The following is a 23,090-nucleotide window of genomic DNA, read 5'->3' as shown; positions in this document are numbered from 1 at the left end:
ATGACGGACTCCGCCCTCCTGCGCGTGGCGATCGGCCTGCTGCTGGTGGTGGCCGCCATCCTGGCCGCCGCCTGGCTGGCGCGCCGTGCCGGGCTGGCCGGCCGCGCGCAGGCGCGCCTGTTGCGGCAGGTGGCCAGCGTGCCGCTCGGCCCGCGGCAAAGCGTGGCGGTGCTGCAGATCGAGGACACCTGGCTGGTGGTCGGCGTGACACCCGCCCAGCTCACCATGCTGCACACCCTGCCGGCGGGCGTCCTGCCGCCGGCGGGAGCCGGCGCGGAGCCGTTCGCCGGCAAGCTCGCCGCGGCGCTGCGGCGCGGCCAATGACGCGCCCGCACCATCCATGACGCCCGCCGCCGTGTCCCTGCTCCAGCGCTGCTGCGTGCCGCCCCTGCTGATCGCCGCCGTGCTGGCCGCGCTGGCGCTGTACCCGGCCGGCACGGCGGCGCAGGCCGCCTTGCCGGCGCTGACCGCGACGCCCGGCCCGGACGGCTCGCAAACCTATTCGCTCAGCATGCAGACGCTGCTGCTGATGACGTCCCTGTCGTTCCTGCCGGCGGCCCTGCTGATGATGACCGGCTTCACCCGCATCATCATCGTGCTGGGACTGTTGCGCAGCGCGCTGGGAACGGCGATGTCGCCGCCCAACCACGTGCTGATCGGCCTGGCGCTGTTCCTGACGTTCTACACGATGTCGCCGGTGTTCGACCGAATCTACGCCGAGGCCTACCAGCCCCTGTCGGAAGGCGCCATTCCGTTCGAGACCGCGGTCGAGCGGGCCGCCGCGCCGCTGCGCACCTTCATGCTGCACCAGACCCGCGAGAACGACCTGAGCCTGTTCGCCAATCTCGCCAACCAGTCGGAATTGCAGGATCCCTCGCAGGTGCCGCTGAAGATTCTGGTGCCGGCGTTCGTCACCAGCGAGCTCAAGACCGCCTTCCAGATCGGCTTCACCATTTTCATACCCTTCCTGATCATCGACCTGGTGGTGGCCAGCGTGTTGATGTCGCTCGGCATGATGATGGTGCCGCCGGTCACGGTGGCGCTGCCGTTCAAGCTGATGCTGTTCGTGCTGGCCGACGGCTGGCACCTGCTGCTGGGTTCGCTGGCCAGCAGCTTCTATCAATGAAGGGAACACCCCATGACCGCTGAAACCGTCATGTCGATGTCCTACCAGGCCATGAAGATCGCCCTGGCCATGGCGGGCCCCCTGCTGCTGGTGACGCTGGTGGTGGGGCTGGTCATCGCGGTGTTCCAGGCCGCCACCCAGATCAATGAAATGACGCTGTCGTTCATCCCGAAGCTGCTGGCGATGTGCGGCGTGCTGGTGCTGCTCGGCCCTTGGCTGCTGGGACTCATGACGGACTATATCCGGCAGTTGATCGGCCAGATTCCCCTGCTGGTCTCGTAGGTGGTCTCCTTTACCCAGCAACAGCTCGACGCGTGGCTGTTGCAGTTCCTGTGGCCGTTTGTGCGCATGCTCGCGCTGGTGGGCAGCGCGCCACTGTTTTCGGAATCGACCATCCCGATCCGGGTCAAGGTCGGCCTGGCGTTCCTGCTGACCGTCGCGGTGACGCCGGCGATCGGCCCGGCGCCCGCCATTCCACCCGGCTCCTATGCCGCCCTGTGGCTGCTGGGGCAGCAGGTGGTGATCGGCATCGCGCTGGGCTTCACCATGCGCATCGTGTTCGCCGCGGTGCAGACGGCCGGCGAATTCGTCGGCCTGCAGATGGGCCTGTCGTTCGCCTCGTTCTTCGATCCCGCCACTGGCGCCAACACTGCCGTGCTGGCGCGCCTGTTCAACATCCTGGCAATGCTGGTGTTCGTGGCGCTAGACGGCCACCTGCTGGTGCTGGCCGCGCTGGTGCGCTCGTTCGACGTGCTGCCGCTGCAGCCCATGGCCCTGGACCGCAATGGCTGGGGCGTCCTGCTGCAATGGAGCCAGGCGGTCTTCGTCTCCGGCCTGTTGCTGGCCCTGCCGCTCATTTGCGCCCTGCTGACGATCAACCTGGCGATGGGCATCCTGAATCGCGCGGCGCCCCAGCTATCGGTGTTCGCGGTGGGATTCCCGGTCAGCCTGATCGCCGGGCTGCTGTTGCTGGCGCTGGTGCTGCCCCATTCGGCGCCCTTTCTCGAAACCCTGCTGCGCGACGGCCTGCAGGCCATGAGCGACGTAGCCGTGGGCCTGGCGGGGAAGTGAGCAGCCATGGGAATGGCTGATCGACTCCGGTAGCCCCGCCGGTTCCCCCGGCCTGCGGTCGCGCGCGTCAGGCCTGCGCCACCATCGGCGCCGTGTACCCGGTCAGTTGCTGCGCCGGCACCTCGATGACTTCGCCGGCGTTGATCTTGAACACCGACACCGCCTCGGCCAGCCGCTGCGCCTGCTCCTGCAGCGAGCCCGCCGCAGCCGCCGCCTCTTCCACCAGCGCCGCGTTCTGCTGCGTCACCTCGTCCATCTGCGACACCGCACGGTTCACTTGGTCGATCCCGCCCGACTGCTCCTCCGAGGCCGCCGAAATCTCCCCCATGATGTCCGTCACCCGCTTGACCGACGCCACGATCTCCTGCATCGTCGCGCCCGCCCGCTCGACCTGCTGCGAACCGGTGCCCACCTTGCTCACCGAGTCCTCGATCAGCACCTTGATCTCCTTGGCCGCCTGCGCGCTGCGCTGCGCCAGCGAACGCACCTCGCCGGCCACCACCGCGAAGCCCTTGCCCTGCTCGCCCGCCCGCGCCGCCTCCACCGCCGCGTTCAGCGCCAGGATGTTGGTCTGGAACGCGATCCCGTCGATCACCGACACGATCTCCGAGATCTTGCGCGAGCTCGCCGAGATGCCCTCCATCGTGCTCACCACCTCCGAGACCGCCGACCCGCCCCGCTCGGCCACGTCCGAGGCGCTGGCCGCCAGCTGGTTCGCCTGGCGCGCGTTGTCCGCGTTCTGCTTGACCGTCGAGGCCAGCTCCTCCATCGAGGCCGCCGTCTCTTCCAGCGAGGCCGCCTGCTGCTCGGTGCGGCTGCTCAGGTCCGTGTTGCCCGCCGAGATCTCGCGCGCGCCCACGTTGATCTCGTCCACCCCGCGCCGCACCTGCGACACCGTGCGCGCCAGGTTCTCCTGCATGCGCTTGAGCGCCGCGAACAACTGGCCGATCTCGTTGCTGTTGCGCACCTCGACCCGCGCCGTCAGGTCGCCCGCCGCGATCTTGTCGAAGTGCTGCCCGGCGTCGATCAGCGGGCGCACCACCAGGCGGCCGAACACCAGGCGCGCCATCACCATCAGCACCAGGGCCAGGATCACCGCCACGCCGACCGCCAGCACGGCGCGCTCGAAGTTGCGATGCGCCGCGGCCACATTGGCGCGCTGCTGTTCCTGGATGTACTGGTCGAACTCGGCGATCGCCTCGATGAAGGTGGCGCTGCGCGGCGTGCCGTACTCATTGTTCACCATGTAGAAAGTGGAATAGTCCTCGCTGCGCAGCGCTTCCACCATGGTGTCGACGCCATCGTCGATATAGGCCCGATAGCGGCGCACCAGGTTCATCGACAGCCGGCGGCCGCTGTCGTCTTCCAGCATGTTCTTCTGGAAATCGGCAAAGCGCTTGCGCACGCCATCCAGCCGGTCGGTAGCGCCGTCGAGCGCCTCCTTGGCGGATTTGGCCGAGTTCTCGCCGCTGCCCCAGCCGGACTCTTGCAGGTAGCGCGCCGCCACCATCAAGTCCACCCGGGCACGCAACATGTCGCTGTTGATGATCTCGACCTGCTTGGCCCGCTCGGTCAGGTCGTTGATGCGGCGGATCGCATCGTAGTTGGTCTGCAGGAAATACGCCGCCAGGGCGCCGACCGCCGCGATCAGCAGCGCGAAGAACGCCATCACCACCAGCAGCAATGTGCCCACGCGGGCATCGCGGATCTTCCAGGAGCGCTTCTGCCTGGGCGCCCGCGCCCGCTTCTTGGGCTTGGCCAGCTTGGCGCCGGCAGTGTCGTAACTCGCTTCCATGATTTTCTCCGTCGGGATGCTCGCACAAGTATTCGCGCCGACGCGGGCCGGCGCTTTATCGGCCTCGGCGGGTCACGCCGTGGCGCTTATTGCATAGGCGCGGCCGGCACGGGTATCGACCAGGGCGCGCCCGCCGGGCCGTCCAGGCGCTCGGGCGCCGGACCGAGCAGCTTGCGCCGCTCCCATGGCTCCAGCAGGAGATTGGTCGTATCCACCAGGCGCACCAGCCTGCCGTCCGGACCGAACTGCAGCAAGGCTTGCTTGCGGCTGTACAGGCCATCGGTCACGAACGTTGCCTTGAACGACCACAGCGCCAACGCGCCGCCATCGCCCTGGCCGTACAACGCCACAGGCGCCGCGCCCAGCGCATAGGCGGCTTCCTGCAGTGTCGACTCTCCCGGCGTCAACATCGACAAAGCGCCGGGATCGAAATTGTTTCCGGAGGTCGAGCAGCCGGCCAGCGCCACGGCCGCGCCCAGCCCCAGCAATAGCGCCTTCATGCCCATGGCCATCGCCCATCCGCCCGGCCGCCCGCCATGTCAGAAAGACTCCCAGTCGTCGTCCGCCGCCGGCCGGCGCGCGGCGGCCGCGGCGGGCAGCGCCGAGGCGGGCGCCCCGGCCGGGGCCGGACGGCGGGCCGGGCGGGCCGCGCTCGCGCCGGCGGGCAACGGCTTGGCCGCGACCGCGCGCCGCGCCGGCGGCTCGACCGCGTCCTCAGACGGCGCGGATTCTCGCGGCGCCTGCGCACGCGCCTCGCGCGCCGGCTCCGTCGCGGTCCCGGCCGCCAGGCGGCGCGTGGCGGGCGCGGGCGCCGGCGCCGCGGCCTGCGGCGCGCGCTCGGCCGCCCCGCCGCGGTGCTGCGCTTCCCCCACGCGCGGGACATGCTGGCCGGCCAACTGCCGCGCCGGCACCTCGATGACTTCGCCGGCGTTGATCTTGAACACCGACACCGCCTCGGCCAGCCGCTGCGCCTGCTCCTGCAGCGAGCCCGCCGCAGCCGCCGCCTCTTCCACCAGCGCCGCGTTCTGCTGCGTCACCTCGTCCATCTGCGACACCGCACGGTTCACTTGGTCGATCCCGCCCGACTGCTCCTCCGAGGCCGCCGAAATCTCCCCCATGATGTCCGTCACCCGCTTGACCGACGCCACGATCTCCTGCATCGTCGCGCCCGCCCGCTCGACCTGCTGCGAACCGGTGCCCACCTTGCTCACCGAGTCCTCGATCAGCACCTTGATCTCCTTGGCCGCCTGCGCGCTGCGCTGCGCCAGCGAACGCACCTCGCCGGCCACCACCGCGAAGCCCTTGCCCTGCTCGCCCGCCCGCGCCGCCTCCACCGCCGCGTTCAGCGCCAGGATGTTGGTCTGGAACGCGATCCCGTCGATCACCGACACGATCTCCGAGATCTTGCGCGAGCTCGCCGAGATGCCCTCCATCGTGCTCACCACCTCCGAGACCGCCGACCCGCCCCGCTCGGCCACGTCCGAGGCGCTGGCCGCCAGCTGGTTCGCCTGGCGCGCGTTGTCCGCGTTCTGCTTGACCGTCGAGGCCAGCTCCTCCATCGAGGCCGCCGTCTCTTCCAGCGAGGCCGCCTGCTGCTCGGTGCGGCTGCTCAGGTCCGTGTTGCCCGCCGAGATCTCGCGCGCGCCCACGTTGATCTCGTCCACCCCGCGCCGCACCTGCGACACCGTGCGCGCCAGGTTCTCCTGCATGCGCTTGAGCGCCGCGAACAACTGGCCGATCTCGTTGCTGTTGCGCACCTCGACCCGCGCCGTCAGGTCGCCCGCCGCGATCTTGTCGAAATGCTGCCCGGCATGGCGCAGCGGGCGCAGCACGCTGCGCTGCATGAAGGTCCAGCACACCACGGCCAATACCAGCGACAGCGCGACCATCACGGCCGAAACGCGCTGCGATAGCGTGTAGTCGGCGTCGGCCTGTGCCACCAGGTCGTTGGTCCGCGTATCGACATATGCCAGGTACGCGGTCACGGCCTCGTCGAAACGCGCGCCCTGCTCCTGCAAGGCGGCGTTCAGGCCGATGAATCCGCGCACGTCCTGTCGCGCCAGCGCATCCATCTGCCGGCGCGACTGGCCGGCGTAGCCCTGGTAGGCCGCCTGCACCGCCGCGGCCTTGTCCGCCAGTTCACCCTGTCTCTCGATTTTCATGAACGCCGCGATGGTCTGCGACGCCGCCTCGTCGCGGTCACGCGCCCGGCCCAGGAACTGGCTGGACTCGCGCGAGCGGCCTTCCTGCATTTCGATCATGGCGGCGGCGAGATCCAGGCGCGAGCGCTGCAGCAGCGTGTAAGCGCTGTACACCGGCACCGCCTGGAACGAGTACACCGAGTTGACGCGGTCGAGCTTGTCGTTGCTGGAATACATGGCCAGCCAGCCGGCCGCGTTGGAAAACAGCAGCGCCAGCAGGAATGCACCCAGCACCAGGGCCATGCCGGTGCGTACTTTCAAATTGGACAACATGATGGAGCGTTTCTTCAGATGAATGGCAAAGCGCCGTGGCCAGCGCTTTAACGGCCGCGGCTGAACAAGCTGGAACCCTGGATGGTCGAGAACGATGCCGCGGCCGCGTCCAGCGCCACCTTGCGCAGCAGCAGCTCGGATGTGACCGAGTACACGTCCACGTCCTCCAGGTTGGAAAGCTGCTTGGTATAGGCCAGGGTGCGCTGCGAACCCACGGCGTCCAGCGCGTCCAGCTCGTTCAGGCGGGCGCCGACCGACGCCTGCACGGTCAAGACGTTGTCGAGCGTCAGCGAGAGCTTCTTGTTGGCGGTTGCCAGCATGTTGTTGATGGCGGCCGCGGCGGCCGGATCGTTCTCGGCGGAACGGCCCAGGGTATCGATCAGGTCGTCCAGCGTCTGGAACATGTCCATGTTCGAGTCCTTGGCGGTTTCCACCGTATAGGTGTCGCCCGCGGCGGGCTGGCCGTTCATCTTGACCGTCACGCCGCCCATGTCGATGGTCTCGCCATCGGCATAGGGAACCGGCGCGGCCGGCGGAGTCGACGGCGGCACCGTGTCGGCGGTGTAGTGCAGCACGCCGCCGATGTCCGAGAAGCTGATGGTGAAATCCCGGCCGACGTTGTTGCCGGCGCCGGGCGCGCCGAACGACACCGAACTGAACTGGCCCGTGCCGGTGTTGGCGCCATCGGCCCGGATGATGTATGCCATGGAGCCGCTCGCGGCCTTGCCGAAGATGTCGGCGATGACGTCGCTGCCCGCCATCTGGCGGCTCTGGTCGACCTGGATGATGCGCTGGCCGCTGTCGCCCGCGTAAGTGACGCTCCCGTCGCTATTGAGCGTGACGGGCTGCGCAAAGCCGTCATGGCCGGAAAACAGGAACTGACCGTTGCCGTCGGTGGAATTGGCCAGGCCCACCAGCTGTTCGCGCGAACTCTGCAATTCGGTCACCAGCGCCTGGCGGTCGGAATCGCTGAGCGTGCCGCCAGCCTGCACCACGCGCTGCAGGATGGACTGCAGCGTCGTCACGACCGAGCCGAGCGCGTTGCTTTCCAGGCCCAGCGTCTGCTTGGCCGCATTGCGGTTGGCCGCGTAGGTGGCGTTCATGCTGGAAGTCTGCGACAGGTTCACCGACAGCGACGCCGCCAGCGGATCGTCGGCCGGCGTCAGCACGCGGCGGCCGCTGGCGAGCTGCTCCTGCAGCCGCGACAGCGTCGCCTCCTGCTTGAGGATGCCGTTCAGGCCGTTCTGGTAGATCAAAGAAGTGCTCAGGCGCATGGGGAAAGCTCCGGATTCTTGTCAATCACGCGGCGATCAGCGCAGGCCCAGCAAGGTGTCGAACACCGTGCTCGCCACGTCCAGTATCTTGGCGCTGGCCTGGTACTGTTCCTGGTAGATCGTCAGGTTTACGTATTCTTCGTTCAGGTTGACCCCGGAAACCGACAGATAGGCCGAGGCTTGCTGCGTGATCAGGTTGCCCTGCGCCTCGGTGGCGGTCTTGACCTGCTGGGTCTGCACGCCCACGTTGTTGATCAACTGCGAGAACTGCCCGCTCAGGCTGAGCGTGCCCCCCGCCAGCACCCGCTCGGTCTGCAACTTGGCCAGCAACAGGCCATTGGCGCCGTTGGTGCTGCCGCCCGCGGCATCGGCCAGCGCGATCTTGGCCGGGTCGGTGATCAGCATGTCCAGGTCGCGCGCGGCGTCGCGGGTCGCCTGCAGGGTCCAGGTGTCGCCCGCCATGGGCGTGCCGCCCAGCTCCAGCGACATGCCGTCGAAGGCGATGGTCGGCGGGGTGCCGCTGGGCGTCAGCGTCTGGGTGACGCCATCCGAACGCCGCGTGACCTGGTACTGGGTGCCGTCGAAAACGATGTCGTAGGCGCTGGCCCGCACCGCGCTGGCGTCGGTGAAGGTGGCCGTCAGCGCACCGTCGCCGGTGTTGCCGGCCTTGGGAATCGCCGCCGGGTTGCCAAGGCCGAACATGGCCTGGCCCGGGTCGCCGTTGAGATCCAGGCCCGCCTCGTGCTGGGCATTGAAGGCCAGCGCCAGGCCCACCGCCAACTGGCCGAGCTGGTCCTGCACGGCGTCGAGCGACTCGCTGCGAAAGCGCAGAAAACCCGCCAGCTTGCCGCCCGCCACTTCGCTGTCGTCCAGCTCCACCTGGATGGTCGACCCGGAACCGGCCGGCAGCGAGTACGCCAGCGCCATGCGGGTGGGGTCGCTGGCCGATTGCACGGCGGCCAGCGGATACACGGTGGTGCCCGACAGCAGCGTCTGGCCGCTCTGCAGGGTGATATTCAGGCTATTGCCCTGCTCGTAATAGCGGATGCCGACGAGCTGGTTCAACTCCGACAAGGCCAGGTCGCGCTGGTCCAGCAGGTCATTCGGGGCGTGGCCCGATTTGCCCTGCGCCACCACGATCTGCTGGTTCAGGTCGTTGATGCGCTCGAGGTAGCTGTTGACCTGCGCCACCGTGGTGGAGATCTGCGTGTTCACGCCTTCGCGCAGATTCTGCAGCTCGCGGTAAGCGGTGTTGATCTGGGTGACCAGGGAATTGCTCTTGCCGATCAGGTCCTGGCGCACGGCGGGGTCGGCCGGGCTGCTGGCGCCGGCATTCAGGCTGGCGAAAAAGCCTTCCAGGGCCGGCGTGATGCCGGCCGTGCGGTCGGCGAAGAGGTTGTTGATCTGCGACAGTTGATCGTAGTGCGTGCCCAGCTGTGCGCCGGTGCCCTGCGCCCCCACCATCTGGCGGTAGAGGAAACTGTCGTACTGCCGCTTGACGGTGTCGACCTGCACGCCGCGTCCGAAGAAACCCTGCCCGGTGGCCATGGCGCCGGCCGTCGATGTCATCACCCGCTGGCGGCTGTAGCCGGGGTTGGCCGCATTGTTGATGTTGTGGCTGGTGACTTCCAGCCCCGCCTGGGAGGCATTGAGCCCGGTGAGCGCCAAGTTGTACAGATTCATGCTGCCGATATCCCGTAGAAAACCGCATCCGGTCCAGATACCGGGTTAACGGCAGGCGCACCCGCGGATTTAGCGCGCATCGGAAAAAACCGCGGCGCCGCGGCCGCGCAACTGCCCCATGACGGCGATCAGCTTCTCCGCATAGGCGGGGTCGGTGGCATAGCCGGCATCCTGGATGCGGCGGGCGGCCTCGATTTCGTCGCGCGCCTCGGTCACCGCGGCGTAGCGGGGACTGCCGCCGATCAGGCGCGCGTAATCGGCAAACGATTCCTTGTACGACCCGTAAGCGCGGAACGGCTGCACCACCTTGCGCGCCACGCCGTCCTGGTATTCGGTGGTCAGGACCTCGACCACCTTGCCGTTCCAGCTCGCGCCGGCCTTGATGCCGAACAGGTTATAGCTGGTGCTGCCGTCCTCGAACTTGAGCTCGCGCCGGCCCCACCCCGATTCCAGGGCCGCCTGGCCCAGGATCAGGCGGGCCGGCAGGCCGCTTTGCCGGGCGGCGTCGCGCGCCGGCCCGGCCATGCGCGCGACGAAGTCGATGACATGCGGCGGTGCGCCCCCGGCGGCGGCCAGCCCACGGTCGCGCGCCCGGCTGTCGTGCAACACCTCCAGCAGCGCGGCGACCTGGCGCGACGGCTCCTGCGGCGCGCCGGGCTGGCCGGCGGCCGGGGCGAGCGCCTCCGCCGGCGCGGCGCCGCCATCGAGCGCCGCGTCGGTGCCGCCCTCTTGCCGCATCTGGCGCAGCAGCGCCTGGGCCAGTCCCACGCCGGGGGTGGCCAGCTGCAAGGCCAGCTGCTCATCGGCCATGGCCCGCAGCATCTGGGTCTGCTCGGAGTCGAACAGCCCGCTCTTCGGCCCGGCCTCGCGCATGCGCTTGAGCATCATCTGCAGGAACAGCGCCTCGACCTGGGTGGCCACCTGCTGGCGGGCGGCGCCGTCGCGCGGGTCGGCCGCCACGCCGCGCCGGATATCCGCCAGCCGGCCCAGGTCGAATACCGACTGCTGGGCCCCGGGGCGCGGCGTATAGCTGACGAATGCCATTTCCAGCGCCTGCCTAGATGATCTCGAGCTCGGCGCGCAGCGCGCCGGCCGACTTCATGGCCTGCAGGATGGCCAGCAGGTCCTGCGGGGTCGCGCCCAGCGCGTTGAGCGCCCTGACCACGTCGGCCAGGTTCGCGCTGGTCCGCAGCCTGTGCAGCGCGCCATCGTCCTGCCGCACTTCGATCTGCGTATTGGGCACCACCACGGTCTGGCCGCCGCCGAACGGCGTGTCGGGCTGCGACACCATGGTCTGACGGTTGATGATGACCGACAGATTGCCGTGGGCGACCGCGGCTTCCTCGATCATCACCGTCTGGTTCATCACCACCGAGCCGGTGCGGGCATTGATGATGACCTTGGCCGTGGCCGGCGCGCGCCGCACCTGCAGGTTCTCGACCTTGGCCAGGAACGCCGCCTGCGCCGACGGCTCGAGCGGCCCGCGCACCTGCACCACGCGGCCGTCGACGGCTTGTGCGGTGCCGGCGCCGAACTGGCGGTTCAGCGCGGCCACCACATTCTGCGTGGTGCCGAAGTCGGTGAGGTCCATCTCCAGGTAGATGGTGCCGTCCTGCGCGAAGGTGGTCGGCACGGCGCGCTCGACCACCGCGCCGTCGTTGATGCGGCCGCCATTGAGCTGGTTGATCTGCACGCTGGAGCCGCCGGCCGACGCGCCCGCCCCGCCCACCAGGATATTGCCCTGCGCGATGGCATACACCTGGCTGTCGGCCCCCTTGAGCGGCGTCATCAGCAGCGTGCCGCCGCGCAGGCTCTTGGCGTTGCCCATCGAGGACACCACCACGTCGAGCCGCTGGCCCGGCCGGGCGAACGCCGGCAGCGTGGCGGTCACCATGACCGCCGCCACGTTCTTGAGCTGCATATTGCTGCCGGGCGGTACTGTAATGCCCAGTTGCGACAGCATGTTGGTCAGGCTCTGCTGGGTGAACGGAGTCTGGCGCACCTGGTCGCCGCTGCCGTCCAGTCCCACCACCAGGCCGTAGCCGATCAGCGGGTTGCCGCGCACGCCCTGTATCGAGGCCAGGTCCTTGATGCGCTCGGCCTGCGCCGGCGCGGCGGCCACGAGCGCGACGGCCGCGACGACCTGGCCCAGCCGGCACAACAGTGCGAAGAAACGATGCGAGGAACTCATGGTCAGAACGGCGAGGCGATCAGGAAGAAGCGTTGCAGCCAGCCCATGGTCTGCACTTCGTCCATGACGCCCTTGCTGCGGTATTCGATACGGGCATCGGCCACCTGGGTGGACGAGACGGAATTGGCGCCGGTGATGGAACGCGGGTCGACCACCCCCGAGAAGCGTACATACTCGCTGCCCCGGTTGATGGCGATCTGCTTTTCGCCGGCGACCTGCAGGTTGCCGTTGGGCAGCACGCCGATCACGGTCGTGGTGATGGTGCCCGTGAAGGTGTTGTTGGCGCGCGAATCGCCCTTGCCGGAAGATTCGTTGGCGCCCGACAGGTCGCTGTCGAGCTTGGCATTGGCCCAGCTGTCCATGAAACCAGGCGCGGCGGCCACGGTCAGGCCGGCGCTGCCGTTGCGCTCGGTGGTGGTGGCGACGTTCTTGGCGGCATTGGTCTTCTCGTTGAGCACGATGGTGACGATGTCGCCCACATTGCGCGGCCGGCGGTCCTCGAACAAGGGATAGTTGCCGTACACGCGCGGCTGGTAGATGGAGCCGTTGGGCTGCGCCGACGGCGGCGGCGGCGCAGGCGGCGGCGCCGTCACCGGCCCGGTCACGATGGGCTCGGGCGGGATCATCGCGCAACCCGCGGCGGCCGCCGCCAGCAGCGCGGCAGCCGACAGACGCAACAAGGACATGGGCATCACAGCTGGGTCAGGCGGGCCAGCATCTCATCCGAGGTCTTGACAGCCTTGCTGTTCATCTCGTACGCGCGCTGCGTGGTGATCATGTTGACCAGCTCCTCGGCCACATTGACGTTCGAGGTCTCGACGTACTGCTGCAGGATCGAGCCGGCGCCATCGATGCCCGGCTCCAGCACGTTGGCCGGACCCGACGAGTCGGTCTCCAGGTAGAGATTCTCGCCAATGCTCTGCAGCCCCGGCGGATTGATGAAAGTGGCCAGCTGCAGCTGGCCGATCTCCACGTTGACGCCGGCCGCGCCGGGCTGGGTGACCGACACCGTGCCGTCCTTGCCGATGGTCAGCGACAGCGCGTTGTCAGGCACATTGATCGGCGGCTGGATCACGTAGCCGCCGGCTGTCGTCAGCTGGCCGTTCTGGTCCAGCTGCAGGGCGCCGTCGCGGGTATAGGCCGGCGTGCCGTCCGGCAGCTCCACTTCCAGGAAGCCCTTGCCCTCGATCGCGATGTCCAGCTCGCCGCCGGTATTGTTCATGTTCCCTTGCGAGAACACCCGCTCGGTGGACGCCACCCGCACGCCCGTGCCGAGCTGCAGGCCGGTCGGCAACTGGTTGCCGTCGCCCACCTGGGCGCCCGGCTGGCGCAGCGTCTGGTACATCAAGTCCTGGAACACTGCCCGGCCGCGCTTGAAGCCGTTGGTCTGGACATTGGCCAGGTTGTTGGAAATCACGTCCATGGAAGTCTGCTGGCCTTCCAGGCCCGTCTTGGCGATCCACAGCGAACGCATCATGATGAAAACTCCTGGCGCGGCGCGGCTTCGGTCCGCCCGGCGCGAAAAAACAAGGGATCAGCCAACCGACAACAGCCCGTTGGCGCGCTCGGCGTTCTTGTCCGCCTCGCTGATGACCTGCATCTGCATTTCGAAACGGCGGGCGTTCTCGATCATGCCCACCATGGCCTTGACCGGGCTGACGTTGCTGCCTTCCAGCACGCCCGGCGTGACGCGCAGCGCGGGGTCGGCGGGCAGCGGCGGGGCCGGCTGGCCGCCAGCCTGCGCCAGGCGGAACACGCCGTCGTCGCCGCGCTGCAATGCCTGCTCGGGCGGGCTGACCAGCTTCAGGCGCCCCAGGTTCAGGATATTGTTGGGCGGGTCGCCCGCGCCCACGGCGGTAATGGTGCCGTCGCTCGCGATGGTCAGCGTGGCCAGTTCCGGCACGTCGATCACGCCGTTCTGGTCCGACAACACCGGCTGCCCCTGGGCGGTCTGCAGCAGGCCATCGACCCCCACGCGCAGATCGCCCGCGCGGGTATAGGCTTCGCCCTGCGGGGTCTGGATCGCCAGCCAGCCCGGGCCGGCGATCGCCACGTCGAGCGCCCGGCCGGTGGTCTGCATGTTGCCCAGCGCGAAGTTGCTGCCCGGGGTGGCGGTCACCGACGATACCCGGGTGGGCAGCGAAGTGCCGTCCAGCACCGGCACCGACCGGTACAGCGCGACCTGCTCGCGAAAGCCGGGCGTGCTGACATTGGCCATGTTGTTGCTCAGCGCGGCCTGGTGCTCGCCGATCCGCGCCGCGCCGCTCATGGCGGTATAGATGATTCGATCCATGCCTGCTCCGTGCCGTCCGGGTTGCGCATCAGCGCATGTTCATCAGCACCTGCATGACTTCGTCCTGGGTCTTGATGGTCTGCGCATTGGCCTGGTAGGTGCGTTGCGCGACGATCATGTTGACAAGCTCCTTGCTCATGTCCACGTTGGACGCCTCGAGCGCCTGGCCCACCACGGTGGCCAGGCCGTTGGTGCCCGGCTGGCCGAGCAGCGGCTGGCCCGATTCGGCAGTCTCGGCCCAGGCGTTGTTGCCCACCGGCTGCAAGCCTTGCACGTTGTTGAAATTGGCCAGCGCCAGCGTGCCGATGATGGCGGTCTCGCCATTGGTGTAGTTGGCCTGCAGGCTGCCGTCCTTGCCGATCGACAACCCCGAGAACTCGCCGCTGGAATAGCCGTTCTGGGTGATCTTGGGCGAGAAGGCGCTGCCGTATTGGGTGACGCCCTCGTAGCTCATGGTGATGGCCAGCGGCTCGGCCGGCGAGGTGGCGCCGCCGGGGTCGGCGAAGCTCAGGTCCACCGACGGCGGCGTGGTCAACAGGCGGCCGGCGGAATCGAAAGTCAGTTGCGCGGTAGTCGTCCAGGGGCCGCCGGCGTTGTCGGTGGGCGCCATGGGCTCGCCATCCAGCGTGTAATAGATGTCGTAGACGCTCTGCCCGCCCACCGCTTCGCGCTTGACGAAGTACTGGGTCAACTGGTGCGCGTTGCCCAGCGAGTCGTACACGGTGGTGGGCACCGAGTCGGTGTAGGTCGAGGCCAGGGTCGGGTCGAACGGCGTCGCCACCGGGTCGATCGGGTCGGCATTGGCGTTCAGGTTGGTCTGCAGGCCGGCGGTGGTGGTGGCGTTGGGCGCGATGTTGCCCTGCGGCAGGCGCAGGTCGACCGGCGCCGCGCCGACCGCGCCGGCGGCGTAGCCGGTCAGGCGATAGCCCTGCGCATTGACCAGGTAGAAATCCTTGTCGACCAGGAACTCGCCGTTGCGCGAGTAGTACACGCCGCCGCTTGAATCCGTCAGCCGGAAAAAGCCCTTGGGCCCGTCGATGGCGATGTCGTATTCGCCGCCGGTGGCGGTGACGTTGCCCACCGTGAATCGCTGGTTGATGGCGCTGACCTTGACACCCAGGCCCACGCGCGAGCTGGCGTAGACATCCGCGAACGATGCCGAGGCGGACTTGAAGCCCACCGTGCCGGAGTTGGCGATGTTGTTGCCGATGACGTCCAGGTTCTGCGCCGCGGCATTCAGGCCGCTCAATCCTTGTCCGAAGCCCATATTTTCTCTCGATGGTGTCTGTGAATGTCCAATCAATGGCCGGCGCGCCGGCCGCGAATATCGCCCGGGCCCGGCGCCTAGGCGCCGATCACCTTGCGCACGTCCAGCATGCTGATCTGGCCGGCCAGCCCCAGGTCGAGGCGCAGCCCGTCGGTGGAATACGAAACGCTGTTGACCTTGCCGTACGTCAGCGCCTCGGACGACACCAGCTTGCCGTCCGCGTCCTGCGCGCTGACGGACACGGTGTATTTGCCGTCGGTCAGCGCCTGTCCGCCGTCGTTGGTGCCGTCCCAGTCCAGGGTCAGGACGCCGGTCTCCTGCGCCCCCAGCTCGAACGTGCGGACCACCGCGCCGGAGCCGTCCATGATCTTGACGGTGACCTTGGCGGCATCGCCCTGCAGGTCGATGCCGAAAGGCGTGGCCACCCGCTGCGAGGGGTCGGCGGCGTCGGTGCCCAGCGAGATCTTGTTGCCGGGAATGAGCACGCCCTTGCCGATCATCGCCACCGCGTTCATCGATTGCGACACGTCGATCTGCCCGCTGATGGCCAGCAGGGTGTTCTTCAGGTTGGTGATGCCCTCGACGGTGGAAATCTGCGCCAGCTGGGAGGTCAGCTCGGCGTTCTCCATGGGGTTGAGCGGGTCCTGGTTCTTGAGCTGGGTCACCAGCAGCGTCAGGAAGCGGTCTTGCAGGCCTTGCGCGCTGCTGGCGGAATTCACGCCAGTCTGCGCCAGCGCCATCGCGGTAGGATCGGTATTGTTGACGGTGGTCATCCGGAGCTCCGTGCCTATATCACGACTGACCAATGGTCAGCGTCTTCATCATCAATTGCTTGGCCGTATTCAGGACTTCCACGTTCGCCTGGTAGGAACGCGAGGCGGCGATCATGTTGACCGTCTCGGCGACCGGGTCGACGTTCGGCATGGCCACGTACCCTTGCGCGTCGGCCAGCGGGTGGGCGGGGTCGTAGACGAGCTTGGGCGGCGACGGGTCCTGCACCACGCCGGCCACCCGCACGCCGCCAATCTCCTGGCCGTAGGGCTGGCCGGCCGGTGGATCGACCTGGAACACCACCTGGCGCGCCCGGTACGGCTGCCCGTCCGGCCCCACCGCGCTGTCGGCGTTGGCCAGGTTGCTGGCCGAGACGTTCATGCGCTGCGACTGGGCGCGCAGGGCCGAGCCGGCGATATCGAAAATGCTGGTCAGGGACATGGCGGGGCCTGTAGAGGGTTATTCCTGGATGGCCGACATCATGGAGCGGATGCGGCCGGACAGCAGTTGCAGGCTGCTCTGGTAGTGCAGCGTGTTATCGGCGAACTGCACCCGCTCGACGTCCATGTCCACGGTGTTGCCATCCACGCTCGGCTGATAGGGCAGCCGGTACTGCAGCTCCACGGGGTTCGGGCTCGCCGCCCGGCCCGGGATGTGGCGCGCCGAGGTCAACGCCAGCTGGGTGTCGGGCAGGCGCATGCGCGTCTCCAGGGCGTCCTGCATGGCGGCCCGGAAATCGAAATCGCGCGCCTTGTAGCCGGGCGTGTCGGCGTTGGCGATATTCGAGGACAGCACTTCCTGGCGCTGGGCGCGCAGCGCGATCGACTGCTGGAAGAAGCGAAAATCCTCGTTGAGCCTGTCTAGCATCCTTGGGGCATCCTGCGGCAATGTGTGGGCCGGCCGGGCAACGTGCCATCCGGCTTTTTGCATGACGGCATCTTAGGTGCGGCGCCGTCAACACAATCAACCAAACAACCCGTCATTTCCAATGCAATTCGGGTCTTGGGCGCCGCCGCCCCCTTCTAAAATGACTGGCATCATGCAAACGCTCCCGCGTGCCCTCTTCGCACTGGCGACGGCGGTCGCGGCGCTGTATCCGCGCGCCGCCCCGGCCGCGGCCGGCCAGGCCGACGCCGCCGCGATCGCGCGCGTCGCGCAGGACTACCTGCGCGAGCAACTGGCCGCGCTGCCCGGCACGCCCGCCATCACGCTCGACCCCATCGACGCCGCGCGCCACCCCGCGTGCGCCGAGCTGCTGCCGTTCCTGCCCTCGGCGCTGCGGCCGCGCCCGCGCATGACCGTGGGAGTGCGTTGCGCCGCCCCGCAATCCTGGACGCTGTACGTGCAGGCCACGGTCAGCGTGCCGGGCCAGTATTACGTGGCCGCCCGCCAGATCCCGGCCGGCCAGGCCCTGCGGCCAGACGACCTGGCACCCCGCGACGGCGACCTGGTGACGCTGCCGCGCGGCGTCATGCTGGACGCGCAAGCCATCGTCGGCATGCGCGCCCGCTCGCGGATTGCCGCCGGCCAGACCATCCGCGCCTCGGGGCTGCGCAGCGCCGAGGCCGTGACCCGCGGCCAGCAGGTGCGGATCACGGCGCAAGGACGCGGTTTCGTGGTCAGCGGCGAAGGCGAAGCGCTCGACGATGCGCCGCCGGGCGCGGCAGTGCAAGTCCGCACGCCATCGGGGCAAATCGTCAGCGGCATCGTCCGCAGCGCCACCCTGGTCGAAGTCACCCTATAAAATGCCGCAGGACACGGTCCGGATAGCGCACGAGCATGCCCCGCCCGGCCGGGCTAAAGTTCGGCGCGGCGCCGCCGTTATCGCTACAAGAGCCGGAATCCTGCGACACGCCTGCCGGCGCACTGCCTTGCGGAGAACATATTGAAGATCGCTTCCCCCTCTTCCCGGCCGTTCAGCGCCGAAGCACTGGGTGGACGGACCGAGCCCGCTGCCGCCGCCGCGCCGGCCGCCGCCGGCCAGGCGGGCATGCGCAGCGCGGAAGTGGCGCTGAGCCCGGCCTCGCGCCAGCTGCTTGCCCTGCAGTCCGGCGACAACGACATCGACGTGGAGCGTGTGGCCGCCATCCGCGATGCCATCGCCTCCGGGCAGTTGCGCATCGATGCCGGCCGCATCGCCGATGGCCTGATCGCCAGCGCCCGCGACCTGCTCAAATAAGCCGCGCGACATGACCCCATCCGCCGACCTGCTGGCCTGCCTGGCCGACGAAGACGCCCTGGTACGGGAATTCGCCGAAACCCTCGAGGCCGAAGCCGCGGCGCTCGCCGACCGTACCGCGTTCGAGCGCCTGCCGGCCCTGACCCAGCACAAGGAAACCCTGGCGCGGCAGCTGGTCGCACTGAGCGACCGGCGCGATGCGCTGCTGGAGCGGCTGGGCTTGCCAGCCGGCCACTCCGGCGCCGAACAGGCCGCAAGCCGCTACCCGGAGCTGGCAGCGCCCTGGCAGGCGCTGCTGGCGCATGCCGAGATCGCGCGCGAACGCAATGCCCGCAATCGCGCGCTGGTGGAAATCAGCCTGCGCCACACCCAGCAATCACTGGATGCGCTGCGCGAACTGGGCGGCCTGGCGGGCGCCGGCACCTACGACGCCCAGGGCCGCGGCGCCAGGACCGGCTACGGCGGCCGCAGCATCGTCGCCGCCTGACCGCCGGCGCATCCCGGCAAAGACGTGCCGCTTTTCAGGCGGCCATTTCCAGCATCGCCCACAAGCGCAACACCGCGCCCGGCAGGCTGCCGGCGGCAAGGCGCCGCCGGTGCGCCAGCGCGCCTCGCAGCGGCGCCTCCATGGCCAGCGCGGCCGGGGCGCGCTCCAGCTGCCAGCAGGCGGCGCCCAGCTGGGCGGCCAGCATGGCCTGGCCGGCCGGGTCGGCAACGGCTGCTTCCTGCGGCAGCGCCTGCCAGGCTTGCGCCATGGCGCGGAACGCGCGGCGCGCCTGCTCTTGCCATGCCAGCCAGCGGGCCAGCGTGACAGCGTCGGCCTCGCCCGCGGACAGGCTGGTCAGGCCGAACAGCTGGCGCGGCGCCGCGCCGCCGGGCTCGGCCACCCGCGCGCAGATCAGCCGCAGCGCCACCGGGACGCCGCCGCGCCGCGGCACCGTCACTTCAGTGCCGGAAGCCCAGATGTCGGCCTCGGCGGCCTGCCCTGCCCGCCCCGGCCGCGGCGACAGCACACCGCTTGCGGCCGTCAGCGTGCCGGCGGGCACATAGCCGAGCATCTTGCCGACGGCGTTCAGTGTGACGAGGCAATCGTCATGCAACACCCGCAGCCCGCCGGCGCTGCGCGCCAGCCAGGCCATGCCGGCCGGGAGCGCATGCCAGGGCGGGCCATCGCCCGCGTCGAGCATGTGGACCAGCGGCACGCCAGGCAAGCCCGCCGCCAGGGCCGCCGCCCGCTGCGCCGCTGCGGCGCCGCGCGCGGCGATGCGCGACGGCACGCGGGGCACGGCCGCCACAGCCGCGGACCAATGCAGTCCGGCTTCGGCAGCGCCCAGGACGGCGCCACGGTCGCTCAGCAACAGCCCCGCCTGCAGGCTGGCCCCGCGCCAGCGCGCGCCCAGCGCAACTGCGCCGTGCAGTGCCAGCAGGCGACGATCGCAACTGGCCGAGAAAGCGCCGCGCACGGCGGCCAGCGGCGCGGCAGGCGGCGATGTCGCAACCGCAGATGTCGCAAGCGCCGAACCGCCGTGCCGGCGCCATGCGGCGCGCGCCTGGGCGCAGGCCAGGTCGTTTTCGAGCCATGCCAGCGCATCGCCCAGCGCGGCGCCGGCGCGGCCGGAATCGCCGGGCAACAAGGCCGCGGCCAGCCAATGCCGGCGCCGCTGCGCGGCGGAATCCCCGGCGGCCGGCGCCGTCGCGCGCCACAAGGTCGCCATGTCGGCTTCGCTGGGCGCATATAGCGCGCGCGTGCGCGCCTGCGCGGCGAAGGCGCGATCCACCAGCTCGTCGGCGCGCGCCAGGGCCAGGTCTTCCGGCACCTTCTGTCCGACCGACACATAATGGACCGGCAGGCGATGGCGGACCGCCGTGTCCAGCGCCGGTCCCAGGCGCACCGCCTCATCCACCTTGGTGACAATGCAGCCGGCGACATCCTCGCCCGCGCCATGGCGATAGGCATGCGCGACCTCGTCCAGCGTATCGCCCTGGCTGGCCGCGTTGAGCACCAGCAAGCGCCGCACCGGACGGCCGGCGCCGCACAGCAGCGCGGCCTGCGCCGCCACATTGCGATCGCGCTGGCTGATTCCGGTGGTATCGATCAGCACGATCCTGCGGGTGCCCAATTCGGCCAGCGCGCTGCGCAACTCCGCGATATCCCGGACCGAGCGGGCCGGAATCCCCATCAGGCGGCCATAGATCTGCAACTGCTCCAGCGCGCCGATCCGGAAATTGTCGGTGGTGAGCATGGCGACTTGCTCGCGGCCCTCGCGGGCCACGCAGCGGGCCGCCAGCTTGGCCAGCGTGGTGGTCTTGCCGACGCCGGTCGGGCCCACCAGCGCGTAGACGCCGCCCTCGGCCAGCAAGTCGTCTTCCGAGGCCAGCACCGGCAGGTGCGTCACCAGCTCGTTGCGGGCCCAGGCCTGCGCCTCGCGCGCGTCCAGGCTGGCGGGCAGGCGTTCCAGCATGGCCCGCGCCAGCCGCGCGCTGAAGCCGGTATCCAGCAGCAGGCGGAACAACCCGGCCCGCACCGGCTCGCGCCCCGGCCCTTCGGCGCCGCCCCACAGCAGGCCGTCCAGCCGGCTCTCGAGCGTGCCGCGCAAGGCGCCGATGGCCGCCTCCAGGCCGGCCGCGGCGGGATCCGCCGCCGGCGCGCCCGCCCCGGGCGACATTCCGACGGCGGCCACGGCGCGCACCGGGGCCGTGGCCGCCGGCGCCGGCGGCTCTTCCAGGGTGGCGAGCACCTCCACGCCGCCCGGCACGCTGCGATTGGCGACGATCAGCGCGTCCGGCCCCAGGGTTTCGCGCACCTGCCGCAGCACTTCACGGCTGGTGGCGCCGACGAACCGGCTTATCTTCATGCGCCCGCACCGATCAGGGCCGTCACCCGCAGCATGCGCTCATCCGGAATCTCGGCATTGGACAGCACGCCCAACTGCGGCAGGTGATGGCGCAGGAAGCGCGCCAGCGGCGCGCGCAGGGGCGGCGAGACCACCAGCACCGGCGCGTTGCCCTGCGCCTCCTGGCGGGCCACGCTGGCCTGCGCTTCGCGCAGCAACGTTTCGGCCAGTCCCGGCTCCAGCCCGCCGCTGGTGGTCAGTGCCTGCGTCAACACGCGTTCCAGCTTGACGTCCAGCCCGATGACCCGCAGCTCGCCGTCGCCCGGGAACCATTGCTGCGTAATGGCCCGCCCCAGCGCCCGGCGCGTCAAGGCGATCAATTCGGCGATGTCGGCCTGTCCGCCCGCGCCCGGCGCCTGCGCGGCCAGGCGCGGCGCATGCTCGGACAGCGTATCGACGATGGAACGCATGTCGCGGATCGGCACTTCCTCGTCCAGCAGGCCCTGCAGCACCTTCTGCAGCGTAGTAAGCGACAGCGTCTTGGGCACCAGGTCTTCCACCAGCTTGGGCGCCTCCGCGCCGATGCGATCCAGCAATTGCTGGGTTTCCTGCCGGCCCAGCAGGCTGGCGCCATGCCGGTGCATCATGTGGTTCAGGTGCGTGGCGACCACCGTGCTGGCGTCGACCACGGTATAGCCGGCCACTTGCGCCGCGTCGCGCTGGCCGCCGTCGATCCACAGCGCCGGCAGGCCGAATGCCGGGTCGGTAGTGGCCGTGCCCTGGATCTGGCCCGTCACGCCGCCCGGATCGATCGCCAGCCATTGGCCTGGCATCGCCACGCCACGGCCGATTTCGACGCCCGACAGCAGAATGCGGTAGTCATTGGGCTTGAGTTCCAGGTTGTCGCGGATGTGCACGACCGGCGGCAGGAAGCCGACATCCTGGGCGAACTTCTTGCGCAGGCTGCGGATGCGGTGCAGCAGTTCGCCGTTCTGCGCATGATCCACCAGCGGGATCAGGCGGTAGCCGACTTCCAGGCCGAGCGGATCCACCATTGATACGTCGTCCCAGCTCGCTTCGGCGGCCGCCGCCTGGGCCTGCGCGGCGGCCTGCGACGGCTGCTGCCTGGCGCTGCGCGCCGCCTCGCGGGCGCGCCGCTGCAGCGCCCAGCCGGTACCCGCGAGGATCGCCGCCAGGGTCAGGAAAGCCACATGGGGCATGTTGGGGATCAGGCCCATGATGCCGATGATGGCGGCCGTCAGGTACAGCACGCTGGGATTGGAGAACAGCTGCGCCAGGATCTGCTGGCCGACGTCCTGGTCGGTGGCCACGCGCGACACCACCACGCCCGCGGCGGTCGAGATCACCAGCGCCGGGATCTGCGCCACCAGGCCGTCGCCGATGGTCAACAGCGTATAGGTGCGGGCCGCGTCGCCCATGGACATGTCGTGCTGCGCCACGCCCACGACCAGCCCGGCCAGCACGTTGATGATCATGATGAGCAGGCCGGCAATGGCGTCGCCGCGCACGAATTTGCTGGCGCCGTCCATCGAGCCGAAGAAGTCCGACTCCTGGGCGACTTCGGCGCGCCGCCGGCGGGCCTCGTCCTCGCCGATCAGGCCGGCATTGAGGTCGGCGTCGATGGCCATCTGCTTGCCCGGCATCGCGTCGAGCGTGAAGCGCGCGCCCACCTCGGCAATGCGCCCCGCGCCCTTGGTAATGACGATGAAATTGATGATGGTGAGGATCACGAAGAGAATGATCCCCACGGCGAAATTGCCGCCCACCAGGAAGTGGCCGAACGCCTCGATCACCTTGCCGGCCGCGTCCGGGCCGGTATGGCCATGCAACAGCACCACGCGGGTCGACGCCACGTTCAGCGACAGGCGCAGCAGCGTGGCGAACAGCAGCACCGCGGGGAATGCCGCGAAATCGAGCGGCCGGCGCGTGAACATCGCCACCAGCAGAATCATCACCGACAAGGCGATATTGAAGGTGAACAGCAAGTCCAGCAGGAAGGTGGGCAATGGCAGCACCATCATGCCCAGCACCAGGACGATCAGTACCGGCCCCGCCAGCAGGCGGGCGTTGGCCGCGCCCTGGGTCTTCAAAGCGTATAGCAATTGGCTCAT

At 69.3% G+C, this 23,090-nt stretch carries 23 protein-coding genes; 7 read left to right on the top strand and 16 right to left on the bottom strand.

The genetic code is table 11. The features are described 5' to 3' along the window. Genes fliO through fliR form a run of 4 tightly spaced genes read left to right on the top strand, consistent with a single transcriptional unit; the run spans position 1 to position 2,197 of the window. Positions 1-324 carry a flagellar biosynthetic protein FliO gene (fliO, locus tag ACKTT0_RS19390; RefSeq protein WP_407851403.1) on the top strand — a complete coding sequence of 108 codons (324 nt, stop codon included), beginning with the start codon at positions 1-3 and terminating at the stop codon, positions 322-324. A 16-nt stretch (positions 325-340) separates the two neighbouring features. Continuing rightward, positions 341-1,126 carry a flagellar type III secretion system pore protein FliP gene (gene fliP, locus ACKTT0_RS19385; RefSeq protein WP_407851402.1) on the top strand — a complete coding sequence of 262 codons (786 nt, stop codon included), beginning with the start codon at positions 341-343 and terminating at the stop codon, positions 1,124-1,126. Between the two features lie 12 nt (positions 1,127-1,138). After that, entirely contained in the window at positions 1,139-1,408 is a 270-nt protein-coding gene (gene fliQ / locus ACKTT0_RS19380; protein ID WP_028356308.1) for a flagellar biosynthesis protein FliQ, read from the top strand. Then, on the top strand, positions 1,409-2,197 hold the full coding sequence (fliR, locus tag ACKTT0_RS19375) for a flagellar biosynthetic protein FliR (RefSeq protein WP_407851401.1): 789 nt from the start codon (positions 1,409-1,411) through the stop codon (positions 2,195-2,197). Positions 2,198-2,264: 67 nt separating this feature from the next. Here fliR and ACKTT0_RS19370 read toward each other — a convergent pair whose 3' ends face one another. The 14 genes from ACKTT0_RS19370 to flgB form a co-directional block, all read right to left on the bottom strand. Then, a complete protein-coding gene (locus ACKTT0_RS19370; protein WP_407851400.1) occupies positions 2,265-3,992 on the bottom strand; it encodes a methyl-accepting chemotaxis protein in 1,728 nt (575 codons plus the stop codon). A gap of 86 nt (positions 3,993-4,078) precedes the next feature. After that, a complete protein-coding gene (locus ACKTT0_RS19365; protein ID WP_407851399.1) occupies positions 4,079-4,492 on the bottom strand; it encodes a hypothetical protein in 414 nt (137 codons plus the stop codon). Between the two features lie 39 nt (positions 4,493-4,531). Next, positions 4,532-6,466, bottom strand: coding sequence for a methyl-accepting chemotaxis protein (locus ACKTT0_RS19360; RefSeq protein ID WP_407851398.1), 1,935 nt, complete (start codon positions 6,464-6,466; stop codon positions 4,532-4,534). Positions 6,467-6,513: 47 nt separating this feature from the next. Next, positions 6,514-7,740: a flagellar hook-associated protein FlgL gene (gene flgL, locus ACKTT0_RS19355; protein ID WP_407851397.1), complete on the bottom strand. Its 1,227-nt coding sequence runs from the start codon at positions 7,738-7,740 to the stop codon at positions 6,514-6,516. A gap of 36 nt (positions 7,741-7,776) precedes the next feature. Next, entirely contained in the window at positions 7,777-9,423 is a 1,647-nt protein-coding gene (gene flgK / locus ACKTT0_RS19350) for a flagellar hook-associated protein FlgK (RefSeq protein WP_407851396.1), read from the bottom strand. 69 nt (positions 9,424-9,492) lie between these two features. Then, positions 9,493-10,467 (bottom strand): flagellar assembly peptidoglycan hydrolase FlgJ, encoded by a 975-nt coding sequence (gene flgJ / locus ACKTT0_RS19345; RefSeq protein ID WP_407851395.1) that lies wholly within the window; start codon positions 10,465-10,467, stop codon positions 9,493-9,495. A gap of 13 nt (positions 10,468-10,480) precedes the next feature. Further along, the gene (locus tag ACKTT0_RS19340) at positions 10,481-11,614 is read right to left on the bottom strand and encodes a flagellar basal body P-ring protein FlgI (RefSeq protein ID WP_407851394.1); all 1,134 of its coding nucleotides are present in this window, start codon (positions 11,612-11,614) and stop codon (positions 10,481-10,483) included. A gap of 2 nt (positions 11,615-11,616) precedes the next feature. Further along, entirely contained in the window at positions 11,617-12,306 is a 690-nt protein-coding gene (locus ACKTT0_RS19335) for a flagellar basal body L-ring protein FlgH (RefSeq protein ID WP_407851393.1), read from the bottom strand. Continuing rightward, positions 12,306-13,091: a flagellar basal-body rod protein FlgG gene (gene flgG, locus ACKTT0_RS19330; protein WP_028355542.1), complete on the bottom strand. Its 786-nt coding sequence runs from the start codon at positions 13,089-13,091 to the stop codon at positions 12,306-12,308. Before flgG ends, ACKTT0_RS19335 begins: the two co-directional genes overlap by 1 nt. A gap of 57 nt (positions 13,092-13,148) precedes the next feature. Further along, the gene (locus ACKTT0_RS19325) at positions 13,149-13,907 is read right to left on the bottom strand and encodes a flagellar basal body rod protein FlgF (protein ID WP_407851392.1); all 759 of its coding nucleotides are present in this window, start codon (positions 13,905-13,907) and stop codon (positions 13,149-13,151) included. A gap of 28 nt (positions 13,908-13,935) precedes the next feature. After that, the gene (gene flgE, locus ACKTT0_RS19320) at positions 13,936-15,174 is read right to left on the bottom strand and encodes a flagellar hook protein FlgE (RefSeq protein ID WP_407851391.1); all 1,239 of its coding nucleotides are present in this window, start codon (positions 15,172-15,174) and stop codon (positions 13,936-13,938) included. Between the two features lie 77 nt (positions 15,175-15,251). Beyond that, positions 15,252-15,947 (bottom strand): flagellar hook capping FlgD N-terminal domain-containing protein, encoded by a 696-nt coding sequence (locus tag ACKTT0_RS19315; RefSeq protein WP_407851390.1) that lies wholly within the window; start codon positions 15,945-15,947, stop codon positions 15,252-15,254. A gap of 19 nt (positions 15,948-15,966) precedes the next feature. Next, a complete protein-coding gene (flgC, locus tag ACKTT0_RS19310) occupies positions 15,967-16,386 on the bottom strand; it encodes a flagellar basal body rod protein FlgC (protein ID WP_407851389.1) in 420 nt (139 codons plus the stop codon). 18 nt (positions 16,387-16,404) lie between these two features. After that, the gene (gene flgB, locus ACKTT0_RS19305; protein ID WP_407851388.1) at positions 16,405-16,812 is read right to left on the bottom strand and encodes a flagellar basal body rod protein FlgB; all 408 of its coding nucleotides are present in this window, start codon (positions 16,810-16,812) and stop codon (positions 16,405-16,407) included. Positions 16,813-16,984: 172 nt separating this feature from the next. Between flgB and flgA the strand changes: the two genes are divergently transcribed. The 3 genes from flgA to ACKTT0_RS19290 all read left to right on the top strand — a co-directional run bounded on the left by flgA (position 16,985) and on the right by ACKTT0_RS19290 (position 18,611). Continuing rightward, on the top strand, positions 16,985-17,689 hold the full coding sequence (gene flgA / locus ACKTT0_RS19300) for a flagellar basal body P-ring formation chaperone FlgA (RefSeq protein ID WP_407851387.1): 705 nt from the start codon (positions 16,985-16,987) through the stop codon (positions 17,687-17,689). Positions 17,690-17,830: 141 nt separating this feature from the next. Next, positions 17,831-18,124 (top strand): flagellar biosynthesis anti-sigma factor FlgM, encoded by a 294-nt coding sequence (gene flgM / locus ACKTT0_RS19295; protein ID WP_407851386.1) that lies wholly within the window; start codon positions 17,831-17,833, stop codon positions 18,122-18,124. A gap of 10 nt (positions 18,125-18,134) precedes the next feature. Beyond that, positions 18,135-18,611, top strand: coding sequence for a flagella synthesis protein FlgN (locus ACKTT0_RS19290; protein WP_407851385.1), 477 nt, complete (start codon positions 18,135-18,137; stop codon positions 18,609-18,611). Positions 18,612-18,645: 34 nt separating this feature from the next. Here the strand turns inward: ACKTT0_RS19290 and flhF are convergent, their stop codons facing one another. After that, positions 18,646-20,979, bottom strand: coding sequence for a flagellar biosynthesis GTPase FlhF (gene flhF / locus ACKTT0_RS19285; protein WP_407851384.1), 2,334 nt, complete (start codon positions 20,977-20,979; stop codon positions 18,646-18,648). After that, positions 20,976-23,090: a flagellar biosynthesis protein FlhA gene (flhA, locus tag ACKTT0_RS19280; RefSeq protein WP_407851383.1), complete on the bottom strand. Its 2,115-nt coding sequence runs from the start codon at positions 23,088-23,090 to the stop codon at positions 20,976-20,978. The genes flhF and flhA overlap by 4 nt, the downstream gene beginning before the upstream one ends.

It is taken from the genome of Bordetella saccharivorans (genome assembly GCF_045862855.1).
In the GTDB taxonomy this organism is placed as follows: Bacteria; Pseudomonadota; Gammaproteobacteria; order Burkholderiales; family Burkholderiaceae_B; genus Bordetella_A; species Bordetella_A petrii_F.
Note: the sequence above shows the minus strand (reverse complement) of the source record. Positions and strands in the feature narration are given on the sequence as shown.